Here is a 14134-nt window from a genome sequence, read left to right as displayed (position 1 = left end):
ATGACTGACCATGCCGCCGCCACGGGGATCGACCGCCGGGAACTGATCTCCTTTCGTGTAGGAGACCAGGAGTACTGCGTGGACATCATGGCGGTCCGCGAGATCCGCGGCTGGAGCCCGGCGACGGTGCTGCCGCAATCGCCCGGTTTCATGCGCGGCGTCATCAATCTGCGCGGCGCGGTGCTGCCGATCATGGACCTGGCCTGCCGTCTGGGCATGCCGGTGATCGAACCGACCGTCCGTAGCGTCTTCATCGTCGTCAAGGCGGGCGACCGCACCGTCGGCCTGCTGGTCGACGCGGTCTCGGACATCCTGTCGGTCAATGACGACATGATCCAGCCGACCCCGGACATGGCCTGCGACACCGTCCGCAACTTCGTCCGCGGCATCATCTCGATCGAGGGCCGCATGATCAGCGAGATCTCCTTGGACCGTATCCTGCCTGAACGGGAGGCCATGGCCGCCTGATGACGAGTTCCGCCTCCACCTCAGAACGCCGCGAAGCCATCGTTGATGGCGAGTTCGCGTTCACCAATCAGGATTTCAAGCGCATTGCCGCGCTGCTGTACGATCTGGCCGGCATCAGCCTGCCCGACAGCAAGGCGACGCTGGTCTATTCGCGCCTGGCCAAGCGCCTGCGGACCCTGGGTCTGCGGACGTTCACCGACTACTGCGCCTTCGTCGCCAGCGACAAGGGTCACGACGAAAGCCAGGAGATGCTCCGGGCGCTGACGACCAACGTCACGCGTTTCTTCCGCGAGCCTCACCACTTCGACGACCTGCGCGCCAATGTGCTGGAGCCGGTCGTCGACAAAGTGCGCGCCGGGGGCCGCCTGCGCCTGTGGTCGGCCGCCAGTTCGTCGGGCCAGGAGCCCTATTCGATGGCTTTCACCGTGCTGTCGGTGTGGCCGAACGCGGCCGATCTGGACATCCGGATCCTGGGCACGGACATCGACACCAACGTGCTCGCGACCGGTCGCGAGGCCGTCTACGACGAGTCTCTGCTGGAAGGGATTCCGGCCTCGGCGCGCAGCCAGTTTTTCGAGCGTGATGCGTCGGATCGTCGCGCTTGGCGCGTTTGCGACGCGGCCCGCGGCCTGGTCGCGTTCCGGGAACTAAATCTCAATGGTCCGTCGTGGCCTATGAAGGGGCCTTTTGACGCAATCTTCTGCCGGAATGTCGTGATCTATTTCGATGAACCTACTCAGGAACGCGTCTGGAGCCGCTTCGCGCCGCTCGTCGCGCCAGGCGGCCGGCTGTATGTCGGCCACTCCGAGCGCGTGAGCGCCAACATCACCGCGTTCGAAAGCTGCGGCTTGACCGCCTATCGAAAGGTCGGTCGCTGATGCCCAAGATCCGCGTTCTCGTCGTCGACGACTCCGCCACCATGCGGAGCCTTATCACGGCGGCCCTCTCCCGTGACCCGGATATCGAGGTGGTCGGCGGCGCCGGCGACCCGTTCGAGGCTCGCGGCATGATCAAGGCCCTGAACCCCGATGTCGTCACGCTCGACATCGAGATGCCGAACATGAACGGCATCGAGTTCCTCGAGAAGATCATGCGCCTGCGGCCGATGCCGGTGGTCATGGTCTCGACCCTGACCCAGGCTGGCGCTGAAATGACGCTGCGGGCGCTGGAGCTGGGCGCGGTGGACTGCGTGGGCAAGCCCGCCGACGCCACCGGCACCCAGGAAGCCCTGGCCGAGATCGTCGCCAAGGTGAAGATCGCGGCCCGCGCCTCGGTCCGCACCAACGCCGGCGCCGCGCCCAGCGCCGCGCCTGTGCGTCGCAAGGACTTCATGCCGTCGGGCGACATCGTGGCGATCGGCTCGTCGACCGGCGGGGTGGAAGCCCTGCTGTCGATCCTGACCCTGTTCCCCGAGACCTGCCCGCCGACGGTCATCACCCAGCACATGCCGGCCACCTTCACCGCCAGCTTCGCCGCGCGCCTGGACCGCGCCAGCGGGGCGAAGGTGCAGGAAGCCACCGACGGCGCGCTGCTGGAGCCCGGCAAGGTCTATGTCGCCCCCGGCGGCGCCGCGCACCTGACGGTCGTTCGCTCGGCTGGCCTGCGTTGCCGCCTGGTTCAGGGCGACCCGGTCAGCGGCCACCGCCCGTCGGTGGACGTGTTGTTTAACTCGGTGGCGGCCGCGGTCGGCGACAAGGCTGTCGGGGCCATCCTGACCGGCATGGGCCGCGACGGCGCCCAGGGCCTTCTGACCATGCGGAACGCCGGCGCCAAGACTCTGGGCCAGGACGAAGCCTCGTGCGTCGTCTACGGCATGCCGCGCTCCGCTTTCGAAATTGGCGCTGTGGAGAAGCAGGTTTCCCTGTCCCACATGGGCCAATCCATTCTCGATCTAGCCTCCGCGAGGCGCTGAACCATGCCGCAAGCTAGCACCATCTCCGTACTCGTGGTCGACGACCAGCTCACCATGCGGGCTCTGATCCGCAATGCGCTGCAGCAGATCGGCTTCAAGGACATCCGTGAGGCGCCGGACGGCGAGGAGGCTCTCAAGAACCTCCTGGCCAAGCCCGCCAACCTGGTCATTTCCGACTTCAACATGCCGAAGATGGACGGCTTGGCGCTGTTGCGCGCGGTGCGCTCGCATCCGCCGATCCGCCAGACCGCCTTCGTCATGCTGACGGGTCGCGCCGACCGCGAACTGGTCCAGCGCGCCGTGCAGTTCGGCGTCAATAACTATTGCGTCAAACCGTTCACGGTTCAGGGCTTGAAAGAGAAGATCGAACAGGTGTTCGGGCAGCTGACATGACGCAATTCTCCCATCACGACGACCCGGAACGGGCGATCAAGGTTCACGTGACCCAGGGCGAAAGCCATGTGACGGGCGATCCGCAGGTGGTGATGACCACCGTGCTGGGGTCGTGCATCGCCGCATGCATTCGCGACCCGCAGGCCGGTGTCGGCGGCATGAACCACTTCCTGCTGCCGGATTCCGGCGATGGCCGGACCGGTGGCGACGCCGTGCGCTATGGCGCCTACGCCATGGAAGTACTGATCAACGATCTGCTGAAGAAGGGCGCCCGCCGCGAGCGGATGGAGGCCAAGATCTTCGGCGGGGCCAAGCTGTTCGACGGTCTCTCGGACGTCGGCGCCAGCAACGCCGCCTTCGCTGAACGCTTCCTGCGCGACGAAGGCATTCCGATCGTCTCGTCCAGCACCGGCGGGGTTTCGGCCCGTCGCGTCGAGTTCTGGCCGACCTCGGGCCGCGTTCGCCAGCGCCTGGTCGCCGTCGACAACGCGCCGCAGGACGTCCGTCGTCCCACGCCGCCTCCGATGCCGGCCGTGGCCAGCGGCGACGTGGACCTGTTCTGAGCCTGATGGCCGCTCTTCAGCTCCAGACGCCGACGACCGCACCAGCCGAGCACCTGCCGGTGGGAGAGCTGTCGCGTCGTCTGGCCGCGGAGCTGGCTTCGGCCGCGGCCCTGTGTCGGGACTGCGAGCATGTGGCCGGCGACCTCGCCAAGGGCGGGGCGACGCTGGAGAACCTCACGCGCCTGCAGTCGCTGGACGAACTGACCCAGCGCCTGCACGGCCTGTCCGAGGTGCTGGAGCGCATCGGCCAACACGCCTCCGGCGAGTGGAACGTCTCGATCGAGCCGCTGCTGAGGGGGCTGGGCCTGTCCGACATGGTCGTGCGGCTGCGCGCTGAAGAACGGGTGGGCGCGCGCGTCGATCCGGGCGAGCTGGACTTCTTCTAGACGCGTCATGCCGGAACCGCTCCTTCCCTCGACGCGGATTAATCTCGAAAAGGCCACGGTGTTGGTCCTGGACGACAACGGCGCCTCGCTGGACATTTTGTCGCAGGTGGTCTCGGGCTTTGGCGTCAAGCAACTGCTCCGGGCAGAGAGTGTCGCGGACGCGCAGACCCTGATCCGCACCAAGACCTTCGACCTCGTCATCAGCGACGTTCAGATGCCCGTCACCGACGGTATCGAGTTCATCGAATGGCTGCGGAAGGACGGCGGCGAGACCAACCGCTACGTCCCGGTCATCCTGGTCACCGGCCACACCCGCACCTCGCAGATCTTCAAGCTGCGCGACGCGGGATCGAACTATGTCGTGGCCAAGCCGATCACCCCCAAGGTGCTGCTGGAGCGCATCGTCTGGGTGGCGCGCGAGGAGCGTCAGTTCATCGAGTGCGACACCTACATAGGGCCTGATCGACGTTTCAAGCACGAGGGACCCCCGCCGGGGACGGATGGACGGCGGAAGGATGACCTCCCGGCGGAGGTGGGTGATGCGCAGACGCCCAACATGTCGGACGACGAAATCGCCAACCTGATGCGCCCAGCGAAGGTGCAGATATGACCGTCCGTAAATTCCGTCCGCCCAACCGCCTCGCCAGCATGATCAAGGAGCGGGGCGGCATCCTGGCCCAGGACGCCATCATCGCCGCCGAGGCGGGCGTCGAGAGCCTGCGCGAGGCTTCGCTGGCCGCTCTGGACGAGACGCTCGCGGAGATCGAGCGCCGCTTCGGCAAGACGGCCGAAGGCCGCGACAGCGAGCCTTTCGACGCGCTCTACCTGCTCGGCTCGCGGATCATCGACGTGGGGCAGTTCGTCTCCGACAGCGGGGTCGACAAGGCGGCGGTGTCGCTGTGCACCCTGGCCGACAGCCTGGCGGAGGCCGGGGTCTGGCGCTGGGATGCCGTCGACGTCCACCTCAACGCCTTCAAGCTGCTACGCGCGATGGGCGCCCAGCTGCCGAGCGCCCAGCGCGAGGCGATGCTGGAAGGGCTTTATCAGGTCAGCCACTACCGCCCCCACGAGGGCTGATTCGCCCTGTGACGAACCGTCGCCATGTGTCGGAAACGCAACGGCGCTAAGTCTCATGAGTTGTGTCCGCTTTGTGGCCTTGTCGGCCGCCAATCGCTTTGTTAGTGCTCTGATACCGGTGTCAAGAACGAGTGTCTGCTTCTGACACCGGTGGCAAAAATCAAGATCTAAGGCCGGGGGACGGCTTCGTGGGAAGGACGCGAAGTCGGAACGAAGGCCAAGGGCGGCGGTGACGCCGTCTCCAAATGGTCTCATCGGGAGGAGGTTCTATGTCCAAGAATAACACGGGACGCGTGCGCGCCCTGCAATACGGCGTGTCCGCGAGCGCCCTGGCCCTGGCGATGGTCTTCGCCGGCGCCGCTTCGGCCCAGGAGACGCCCGCCGCTCCGGCCGCGACCGACGAAGTCGAAGCCGTCGTCGTCACCGGTTTCCGCGCCTCGCTGGCCAACGCCCTCGACATCAAGCGTCGCGAGAACGACCTGGTCGACGTCATCAAGGCCCAGGACATCGCGGATTTTCCCGACCTGAACCTGGCCGAGTCGCTGCAGCGCGTGCCGGGCGTGTCGATCGACCGTGACGGCGGCGAAGGCCGCACCATCACTGTCCGCGGCCTGGGTCCCGACTTCACCGTCGTGCGCCTGAACGGCCTGGAAGCCCTGGCCACCACGGGCGGCAAGGACAGCTCGGGCGGCGCCAACCGCGGCCGCCAGTTCGACTTCTCGATCTTCGCCTCGGAGCTGTTCAACAGCGTCACCGTGCGCAAGTCGATCTCGGCCATGAACGAAGAAGGCTCGCTGGGCGCGATCGTCGACCTGCAGGCCGCGCGTCCGTTCGACTTCGGCCAGTTCGCCATGAGCGCTTCGGGCAAGATCGGCTGGAACGACCTCTCGCGGAAGAGCGACCCGCGCTACACCTTCCTGGTCAGCAATCGCTGGGACACCGGTATCGGTGAAGTCGGCGCCCTGCTCTCGGTGGCCTACGCCACTCGCAAGCAGCGCGAAGAGGGCTCCTCGACCGGTCGCTGGGAAAACCCGTCGGTCGCCGCCAACTCCTCGACCGCCTTCCCCTGCTCGGGCGCGGCCTACAACCCGGTCAGCGGCCCAGCCCTGACCTGCGCGCAGATCGGTACGACCGTCGGCGGCACCACCCCGACCACCACGGCCGCCGCCGGCACCGCCAACAGCCTGTGGCACCCGCGGATCCCGCGCTACGGCCGCCTCGACTACGATCAGAAGCGCCTGGGCGTGACCGGTTCGCTGCAATGGCGTCCGACCGCTAATTCGACCCTGACCCTCGACGCGATGCTGGCCAAGTTCACCAACAACCGCGACGAAACCTATCTGGAAATCATCTCGTTCAGCCGTTCGGGCGCTGGCCTGCCGCAGACGGACGTCGTCAACTTCACGGCGGACAGCAAGGGCAGCCTGATCAAGGGTTCATTCGACGATGTCGACGCCCGCGTCGAGTATCGCCACGACGAGCTGAAGACCGAGTTCAACCAGCTGGCTCTGACCTACGAGACCAAGTTCGGCGAGTCGGGCCACTTCTCGGCCACCTACGGCCAGTCGCGTTCGATCCAGGACAACCCTGTCCAGACGACCTTCTCGTTCGATCGATACGACACCGACGGCTATAGCTACGACTACTCGGCCAACGACAAGCTGCCGAACTTCAACTATGGCTTCGATCCGACCAACCCGGCCAACTACGTCTACAGCCCGAGCAACGCCCTGGGCGACCCGTCGCTGTTGCGCATGCGTCCCAGCAAGGCGGTCAACACCTTCAAGACCTTCCGCGCCGACGTCGACTACGAGATCCTGAACGGCTTCAAGCTGCGTTATGGCGGCGACTACAAGGAATACGGCTTCAGCTCGTGGGAGCAGCGCCTGTATTCGCGCAACCTCGCGACAACGGGCACGAGCTTCACCTCGGAAGCCGCCTACGGCCTGCCGGCCGGCGTCACCATCGCCGACGTGTCGCAAGTGATCAGCGGCTTTGGCCGTGGCCTGAACCTGCCGTCCGGCGTGCCGACCTCGTGGCTGGCCCCTGACCTCGGCAAGCTGCAGTCCAAGCTCGGCTACGACTGCAACTGCATCAACGCCAACGGCGACTTCCGTCTCAGCGTCCTGAACCAGCTGGGCGCCCTGCGTCAGATCACCGAGAAGGACACCGCCTTCTACCTGCAAGGCGACTTCGACTACGACATCTTCAATATCCCGGTGCGCGGCAATGTCGGCGTGCGCTGGATCAAGACCGACCAGACGGCGACCGGCCACTACAACTCGGGCGCGGTTGTTAAGACCGTCGCCACGCCGTTCGGCAATATCTCGGAATCGGTCCCGACCGACGCCGTCCAGACCGTGTCGCGTGAGTACACGAACACGCTTCCGTCGCTGAACATGTCGGCCCAGCCGTTCGACAACTTCTACATCCGCTTCGCCGCCGCCAAGGCGATGACGCGTCCGCAGCTGCCGAACCTGACGCCGGGCTATACCTCGGTCAGCCAGTCGGCGCAGACGCTGACCCGCGGCAATCCCGCGCTGAACCCGATGCTGTCCAACAACCTGGACCTGAGCTTCGAGTGGTATCCGGACAAGGAAACCCTGTTCTCGATCGGCTTCTTCCAGAAGGACATCAAGTCCTACATCCAGACCTCGGCCGTCACGATGCCGTACTCGGAAACGGAACTGCCGACCTCGCTGCTGACCAACGGCAACACGCCGGACACGCTGTTCACGGTCACGACCCAGATCAACACCCCCGGCGGCAAGCTGAAGGGCTTCGAGGTCTCGCTGCAGCGTCCGTTCTCGTTCCTGCCCGAGCCCTTCGACGGCTTCGGCGGTATCGTGAACTATACGCACGTCACCAGCGACATCGAGTATGTGATCAAGAACCCGACCTACGCCGGCACGCCGCGCGTTCAGACGGCTCCGGCCGTGCTGCTGACCCAGCCGCTGCTGAACTTGTCGCCGGACGCGTTCAACGCGACGCTCTACTACGAAAAGGGTCCGTTCAAGGCGCGTATCTCGGGCTCGTATCGCGACCCGTACCTGATCCAGGTGGCCCCGTCGGCGACCAACAACAACGACGTCCGGATCAAGGAAAAGACCTTCAACCTGGACACGCAGGTCAGCTATAACTTCAAGAACTTCACCATCACCCTGGAAGGTATCAACCTGACCGACCAGGAAGACAGCAAGCTCGACGACTCGACCCGCATGATCTCGGAAGAGTACGTGCACTACGGCCGTCAGTACTATCTGGGCGTGAAGTGGAAGTTCTAAGCTTCCACGGCTCCCGGGCCTGAAAGGAAGGGCGCTGACCGCGAGGTCGGCGCCCTTTTCTTTTTTCCGTTGGCGGCCGAGCGCTAACGCGCGATCCCATCGATCCAGGTGGCCGTGACGTTCAGCCGCTCGTCCAGCAGGCAGAAGTCCGCCGCGTAGCCTCGTGCGATCTTGCCGCGCTGGGCGGCCAGGCCCAGGAAGGCGGCGGGGGCGGCCGAGGCCATGGTCACCGCGTCTTCCGGGCTGACGCCCAGCATGGCCACGGCGTTGCGCACCGCGCCGGCCATGTCGAGGTCAGAGCCGGCCAGGGTGCCGTGGTCGTCGACGCAGACGCCGTCGCGCACGACGATCTCGCGGCCCTGCAGGGTGAAGCGCTTGTCGGCCATGCCCACGGTCGGCATGGCGTCGGTCACCAGCATGAAGCGGTCCAGCGGCCGGGTGCGCAGGGCGATCCTCAAGGTCGCCGGATCGACGTGGCGGCCGTCGACGATGATGCCGGCCCAGGCCGTTTGGCTCTCCAGCGCCGCGCCCACCGCGCCCGGCTCGCGGCTGGTCAGCGGCGACATGGCGTTGAACAGGTGGGTGAAGCCGGTCAGGCCGTGGTCCAGCGCCTGGCGCAGGGTCTTGTAGAGCGCGTTTGTGTGGCCGGCGGCGACGCGCACGCCGGCGTCGGCCAGGCGCTGGATCATCTCCGGCGTCGTGCGTTCCGGGGCCAGGGTGACCAGGGTCTCGCCGACCTTCAGCGAGGTCAGCAGCGCCAGGGCCTCGTCGTCGATGACGCGGAACTTGCCCTCGTCATGGATGCCCTTGCGCTTGGGATTGAGGAACGGGCCCTCGATGTGGATCCCCAGCACGCCGGGAACGCCCTGTTCGATGGCCTGCTCGGTCGCCCGCATGGCCCGGTCGACCACCGACAGGTCGTCGCTGATCAGGGTCGGCAGGAACCCCGTCGTGCCATAGGCGCGGTGCGCCGCGCCGATCGCGGCGATGGCCTCGGGCGTGGGCGAGTCGTTGAACAGCACCCCGCCGCCGCCATTGACCTGGGTGTCGATATAGCCCGGGACCAGCAGGCCGCCGGAGAGGTCCCGCCGTTCAGCGCCCGCCGGAACCGCGTCCGCCTCGACGATCTCCGCGATCACGCCGTTCTCGACCAGGACGGCCTTGCCGTCGACGACGCCGGCTTCCGTCAGGACGCGGCCATTTACAAGCGAGGCCAGCATCAGAGGGTTTCGGTGACCTTGTTGAGGTGGGGCGGGCTGTCGGGATCGTAGCCGCGCGCCACCGACAGGGCGTTGGCCATGCGGTAGAAGCTCTGGATCATCAGGATCGGCTCGAGGACCGGGTGGCTGGACACCGTCGGCAGCACGCCATCGCCGGTCTCGTCCCCTTGCGTTCCGTTGGGCGCGGCCAGCATGACCGTGGCGCCGCGTTCGCGCAGGCCCTCGGCCATGGCGTCGACGCTGGCGCGGCTCTCGTCGTTCTGGGCGAAGACCAGGACCGGGAAGCCGTCCTTGACCAGGGCCATGGGCCCATGCAGCACCTCGGCGGCGCTGAAGGCCTCGGCGTGCAGGCCGCAGGTCTCCTTGAACTTCAGGGCCGCCTCCAGGGCGACCGCGAACCCGACGCCGCGGCCCAGGACGTAGAGATTGCGGGCCGGCGTCAGGCGCTCGACGGCCGGGGTCCAGTCCAGGGTCCAGGCCTCGGCGAGGGCGTCGGGCAGGGTCGACAGCGCCTGGGTCAGCTCGTCGTCCCGCGTCCAGGCGGCGATCAGCTGGGTGATGGCCGCGAGGGCGGCGATGTAGGACTTGGTGGCGGCCACCGACAGCTCGGGACCGGCGTGCAGCGGGATCACCGCGTCGGCCAGCTGGGCCAGCGGCGAGTCGACGACATTGACCAGGGCCACCGCATAGGCGCCGGCGGCCTTGGCCGCCTTCACCGAAGCCAGCAGGTCGGGGCTCTTGCCCGACTGCGAGATGGCCAAGACCAGCGCGCCGTCGAGGTTGGGCGAGGCGTCATAGACCGAGCTGACCGACAGGCCCGCCGACGAGGTCAGGACCCCGGCCTTGGTCTCGATCAGGTAGCGGGCGAAGGTGGCGGCGTGATCGCTGCTGCCGCGCGCGCAGGTGACCACCACGCGCGGCGGATTGGCCCGCAGGCGCTCGGCCAAGGCCTCGATCGCGCCAGCATTGGCCGCCAGCTGCGCGGCCACGACCGCCGAGGCCTCGCCCGCTTCCAGGAACATGCGCGTGGCTTCAGGCGACAACCGCCCGTGCGCGGGGGTCTCGGGACAGGTCAAGACGGTCGCCTCCAAGCTATGACTCCTCAGGACTCAAGACAAGCGGGCCTGACGCTCACGATAGGGCGTTCAGTTCGGCGACGAAGTCATACGCATCGCCGCGATAGTAGGATTGCGTCACCTCCACGGCCCGTCCGTCCTTCAGGAAGCCGCGTCGCTCGATCAGCAGGCCCGCGTCCTTGACGGGCACGCCCAGCAGGTCGGCCTGCTCGGCCTGGAACAGCACCGCGCGCAGGCGTTGCAGCGCGCGCACGGGCCTATGGCCGGTAGCCTCAAGCGCCTCGTACAGCGAGACGCCGACCACCTCGGTGGAGGGCAGGGCGAAGGCGGCGATGGTGGTGTATTCCACGGCCATCGGCGCGCCGTCGGCATAGCGGATCCGGGCGAAGCGATAGACCGGCGTACCGGGCGACAGACCCAGGGTCAGCGATTCCTCGGGCGTGACCTGGCCCTCGCCGCGGCTGATCCACTCGCTGCGCGGCGTGCGCCCGCGCGAGATCATGTCCTCGGTGAAGGACGACAGCTTGGAGAAGCTCTTTTCCACGCGCGCGGCGACGAAGGTGCCCGCGCCCTGCCGGCGCGTCAGCAGGCCTTCGCTGACCAGGCCGTCCAGCGCCTTGCGGACGGTGATGCGCGAGATGCTGAACTCCTCGGCCAGATCCCGCTCCGCCGGCAGGGCGTCGTCGGGCGCCAGGACCTTCGTCTGGATGGCCTCGCGCAGGGCGCGCTGCAGCTGCTTGTAGAGCGGAGCGTGATCGTCCTTGGCGTCGAGCCGCCCGATCCGTTCAGCAAACGTCATTTACAGCCTCCCCGCCCATGCCGCGCAGACCATGGCGCCCCGATATCCGCTCACGATAGACTATAACCATTTTCATACCAATATGGTCATGGTCTGCAATTGGTTTCTTTTTGGCCTTGTCATCCGCAAAATTTCCGTCACAGTTCGCTCCTGAGGCCTGAGAAGTACCACTTTCTGCGGAACCTCCCGGAAAATTGGTACCATATTGGGCTTTGGGGTTCGGCTCCGGTCCAGTAGGCCCGGCAAAAATGGGGAGAAGCCGAGTTATGTCTAATTTCCGCAAATCCGTGATGGCCGTATCGGTCAGCGCCATGGCCGTGATGGCCGCCGCGCCGGCTCTGGCGCAAGACAACAGCACCGTCGATGAGGTGGTCGTCACCGGCATCCGCGCCTCGCTGCTGCAATCCATAGAGTCCAAACGCCGCGCCAACGCCATCGTCGATGTCGTCACCGCTGAGGACGTGGGCAAGTTCCCAAGCTCCAACGTGGCCGAAGCCCTGACCATCGTTCCCGGCGTCACGGTCGACCGCGCCTTTGGTCAAGGTGAAAAGGTCAGCATCCTCGGCACCGACCCGGCGCTGAACCGCACCCTGCTCAACGGCCAGACCGTCGCGTCGGCCGACTGGTTCATCCTGGATTCTCCGGGCCGTACGTTCAACTACGCCCTGCTGGCCCCGCAGATCGTCGGCAAGGTCGAGGTCTTCAAGTCCCCCGAAGCGCGCATCGACGAAGGCAGCATCGGCGGCACGGTCATCGTCAACACCCGCAAGCCGCTGGATCTGAAGGCGGGCCTGGTTGCTGGCGCGGTGAGCTATCTTTACACCGACCGCTCCAAGAAGGGCGACGCCCAGGGCTCGCTGCTGCTGAGCTGGAAGAACGACGCCCAGACCTTCGGGGCCAGTTTCTCGGTTCAGCGCGCCAAGGACCAGCTGCGCCGCGACGGCGTCGAAAGCTACGGCACCATGGCGGCCAACCAATGGGCCGGCGGCAACCCGGACAACCCGGTCGACTCGCGGACCAAGGGCTGCACCGGCTCGTGCGCCACGACCCTGACCTCGAACCTGACGGCCCGCGGCCCGAACGCCTTTGGCGCCTCGTACTTCGAGCAGGACCGCACCCGCACCACCTACACCACGGCCCTGCAGTGGAAGCCGACCGACGCCCTGTCGTTCGACTTCAACTGGATGAAGATCAAGGCCGACTACGACAACACCAACCAGTCGATGTACGCCTTCCAGGGCAACACCTGGAACAGCCTGGGCGCCCTGACGGGCCTGACGGTGAACAACGGCGTCGTCAGCAAGGCCTCGTTCAACAACGCGCTGAGCGTGCTCGACGTGCAGTATCGCGAAGCCGAACTGAGCTCCGACACCTACCACCTGAAGGGCCAGTACAAGGCCGACGGCTGGGACGTGAGCGGCGAGATCGGCAAGTCGACCGCCGACGGCGGCACCAAGCGCCAGGTCTTCCTCGAGTTCCTGAACTGGGCCAACTACACCGTCGACATCAGCGGCGCGCCCAAGAGCCCGGGCAGCCTGACCTACACGACCAATGTGATGGGCAACCCGTCGGCCTTCGCGACCGATCCGGGCTGGAGCGGCAACCTGGTCAGCAAGCCGACCAGCGACGAAGAGAAGTACGCCCAGATCGACCTGGGCAAGGACTTCGACGGCGTCATCCAGCGCGTCCAGGTCGGCTACAAGCGCCGTGAGCACCAGACCGGCCAGCAGTATTCGGGCATCGCCATCACTGGCGTCGCCGCCCCGGCCTCGCTGTTCAACCCGTCCACCGTGCCCAGCAACTACCTGAAGGGCTTCGACGGCGTGGGCACGCAGATGTCGAGCCGCTTCCGCATCGACGGCCAGTCGATGGTCTCGTATGTCGACAGCGGCAAGTGGCTGGCTCCGGGCGCCTCCATGCCCAAGCCGTCGATCTTCGCCGCCGCCGAGTTCACGGCGGGCAACTGGAACATCCAGGAAAACATCGACGCGCTGTACGCTCAGGCCAACTTCAAGGCCGACAACGTCCGCGGTAACTTCGGTGTTCGCTACGTGAAGACCTCGGTCGACAGCGCCGGCTATGTCTGCAAGCCCGGCGCGGCCTGCAACGCCGCCGCCGACTGGACCTGGGCGACGACGAAGAAGAGCTACGACAACGTCCTGCCCAGCGTGAACATCATCGTCGACGCGCGCCAGGACCTGGTGTTCCGCTTCGCGGCCGCCCAGGTGATCGCCCGCCCGAACTATGCCGACATGACCAACTACTTCTGGCTGTCGGACGGCATCCTGACGGGCGGCGGCGGCAACCCGGCGCTGGAGCCCTACAAGTCCAGCAACGTCAACGCCTCGGCCGAGTGGTACTTCCAGCCGCAAGCGATCCTGTCGGCCGAAGTGTTCTACAAGGACATCTCCAACTACATCCTGACGCGCACCCAGCCGGAATCCTACTTCAACCAGTCGCAGGGCAAGGTCACGACCTATCAGATCAGCCGTCCGTTCAACGCGGGCTCGGCCGAAGTGAAGGGCCTGGCGGTCGCCTATCAGCAGAACTTCGCCTACGGCTTCGGCCTGCTGGCCAACTACACCTACGCCGATGGCTCGGGCCAGGGCGGCGCGCCGCTGCCGTACAACTCGAAGAACCAGATCAACGTCAGCCCCTTCTATGAACATGGTCCGTTCTCGGCCCGGGCGACGTTCAACTGGCGCTCGAAGTACTTCACCGGCGTCGATCGCGGCGACGACATGTTCGTCAAGGCGTCGAAGACCCTGGATGCGACGGTCGGCTACGCGATCAACCAGAACATCACCATGTCGGTCTCGGGCCAGAACCTGCTGGACAGCGAGTACTACGCCTACGCCAACACCACGGCCCTGCCGCGCGGCGTCTACCGCACCGGCCGCAAGCTGCAGGCCACGCTGAACGTCAGCTTCTAGGCTGACATTCAGCGCCGGAGGCT

The 14134-nt window shown here is 66.3% G+C and carries 13 protein-coding genes; 10 read left to right on the top strand and 3 right to left on the bottom strand.

Translation table 11 applies throughout. The features are described from left to right. From ACW175_RS21790 to ACW175_RS21750, 9 genes are all read left to right on the top strand, one after another. The gene (locus ACW175_RS21790; protein ID WP_492102017.1) at positions 1-468 is read left to right on the top strand and encodes a chemotaxis protein CheW; all 468 of its coding nucleotides are present in this window, start codon (positions 1-3) and stop codon (positions 466-468) included. Next, complete coding sequence (locus tag ACW175_RS21785) at positions 468-1346, top strand: CheR family methyltransferase (RefSeq protein WP_492102016.1); 879 nt, start codon at positions 468-470, stop codon at positions 1344-1346. Before ACW175_RS21790 ends, ACW175_RS21785 begins: the two co-directional genes overlap by 1 nt. Continuing rightward, on the top strand, positions 1346-2380 hold the full coding sequence (locus ACW175_RS21780) for a protein-glutamate methylesterase/protein-glutamine glutaminase (RefSeq protein WP_492102015.1): 1035 nt from the start codon (positions 1346-1348) through the stop codon (positions 2378-2380). The genes ACW175_RS21785 and ACW175_RS21780 overlap by 1 nt, the downstream gene beginning before the upstream one ends. A 3-nt stretch (positions 2381-2383) precedes the next feature. Beyond that, positions 2384-2773, top strand: coding sequence for a response regulator (locus ACW175_RS21775; protein WP_010918325.1), 390 nt, complete (start codon positions 2384-2386; stop codon positions 2771-2773). Then, entirely contained in the window at positions 2770-3336 is a 567-nt protein-coding gene (locus tag ACW175_RS21770; protein WP_099581610.1) for a chemotaxis protein CheD, read from the top strand. Before ACW175_RS21775 ends, ACW175_RS21770 begins: the two co-directional genes overlap by 4 nt. Positions 3337-3341: 5 nt before the next feature. Beyond that, positions 3342-3722: a DUF8776 family protein gene (locus ACW175_RS21765; RefSeq protein ID WP_492102014.1), complete on the top strand. Its 381-nt coding sequence runs from the start codon at positions 3342-3344 to the stop codon at positions 3720-3722. A gap of 7 nt (positions 3723-3729) precedes the next feature. Further along, positions 3730-4332 carry a response regulator gene (locus tag ACW175_RS21760; protein ID WP_492102013.1) on the top strand — a complete coding sequence of 201 codons (603 nt, stop codon included), beginning with the start codon at positions 3730-3732 and terminating at the stop codon, positions 4330-4332. After that, complete coding sequence (locus ACW175_RS21755; RefSeq protein WP_492102012.1) at positions 4329-4799, top strand: chemotaxis protein CheE; 471 nt, start codon at positions 4329-4331, stop codon at positions 4797-4799. The genes ACW175_RS21760 and ACW175_RS21755 overlap by 4 nt, the downstream gene beginning before the upstream one ends. A 269-nt stretch (positions 4800-5068) precedes the next feature. Beyond that, positions 5069-8083, top strand: a complete 3015-nt coding sequence (locus tag ACW175_RS21750) for a TonB-dependent receptor (RefSeq protein ID WP_492102011.1) — start codon at positions 5069-5071, stop codon at positions 8081-8083. An 83-nt stretch (positions 8084-8166) separates the two neighbouring features. On the opposite strand, the gene nagA is transcribed toward ACW175_RS21750, so the two are convergent. Genes nagA through ACW175_RS21735 form a run of 3 tightly spaced genes read right to left on the bottom strand, consistent with a single transcriptional unit; the run spans position 8167 to position 11178 of the window. Continuing rightward, positions 8167-9303 (bottom strand): N-acetylglucosamine-6-phosphate deacetylase, encoded by a 1137-nt coding sequence (gene nagA, locus ACW175_RS21745; protein WP_492102010.1) that lies wholly within the window; start codon positions 9301-9303, stop codon positions 8167-8169. Continuing rightward, entirely contained in the window at positions 9303-10394 is a 1092-nt protein-coding gene (locus ACW175_RS21740) for an SIS domain-containing protein (protein WP_492102009.1), read from the bottom strand. The genes nagA and ACW175_RS21740 overlap by 1 nt, the downstream gene beginning before the upstream one ends. Before the next feature lie 40 nt (positions 10395-10434). Beyond that, positions 10435-11178: a GntR family transcriptional regulator gene (locus tag ACW175_RS21735; protein ID WP_492102008.1), complete on the bottom strand. Its 744-nt coding sequence runs from the start codon at positions 11176-11178 to the stop codon at positions 10435-10437. 266 nt (positions 11179-11444) lie between these two features. On the opposite strand from ACW175_RS21735, the gene ACW175_RS21730 reads away from it, so the two are divergent. Continuing rightward, the gene (locus tag ACW175_RS21730; protein ID WP_492102007.1) at positions 11445-14111 is read left to right on the top strand and encodes a TonB-dependent receptor; all 2667 of its coding nucleotides are present in this window, start codon (positions 11445-11447) and stop codon (positions 14109-14111) included. Positions 14112-14134 lie beyond the last annotated feature (23 nt).

The sequence above is a fragment of the Caulobacter sp. FV1ye6ST genome, assembly GCF_058681225.1.
The sequence above is the reverse complement of the archived record's forward strand: the minus strand, read 5'-3'. Positions and strand labels throughout refer to the sequence as shown.

Coding starts and splice junctions, on each gene's coding strand:
- ACW175_RS21790 (WP_492102017.1), top strand. CDS start 1: ATGACTGACCATGCCGCCGCCACGGGGATCGACCGCCGGGAACTGATC.
- ACW175_RS21785 (WP_492102016.1), top strand. CDS start 468: ATGACGAGTTCCGCCTCCACCTCAGAACGCCGCGAAGCCATCGTTGAT.
- ACW175_RS21780 (WP_492102015.1), top strand. CDS start 1,346: ATGCCCAAGATCCGCGTTCTCGTCGTCGACGACTCCGCCACCATGCGG.
- ACW175_RS21775 (WP_010918325.1), top strand. CDS start 2,384: ATGCCGCAAGCTAGCACCATCTCCGTACTCGTGGTCGACGACCAGCTC.
- ACW175_RS21770 (WP_099581610.1), top strand. CDS start 2,770: ATGACGCAATTCTCCCATCACGACGACCCGGAACGGGCGATCAAGGTT.
- ACW175_RS21765 (WP_492102014.1), top strand. CDS start 3,342: ATGGCCGCTCTTCAGCTCCAGACGCCGACGACCGCACCAGCCGAGCAC.
- ACW175_RS21760 (WP_492102013.1), top strand. CDS start 3,730: ATGCCGGAACCGCTCCTTCCCTCGACGCGGATTAATCTCGAAAAGGCC.
- ACW175_RS21755 (WP_492102012.1), top strand. CDS start 4,329: ATGACCGTCCGTAAATTCCGTCCGCCCAACCGCCTCGCCAGCATGATC.
- ACW175_RS21750 (WP_492102011.1), top strand. CDS start 5,069: ATGTCCAAGAATAACACGGGACGCGTGCGCGCCCTGCAATACGGCGTG.
- nagA (WP_492102010.1), bottom strand. CDS start 9,303: ATGCTGGCCTCGCTTGTAAATGGCCGCGTCCTGACGGAAGCCGGCGTC.
- ACW175_RS21735 (WP_492102008.1), bottom strand. CDS start 11,178: ATGACGTTTGCTGAACGGATCGGGCGGCTCGACGCCAAGGACGATCAC.
- ACW175_RS21730 (WP_492102007.1), top strand. CDS start 11,445: ATGTCTAATTTCCGCAAATCCGTGATGGCCGTATCGGTCAGCGCCATG.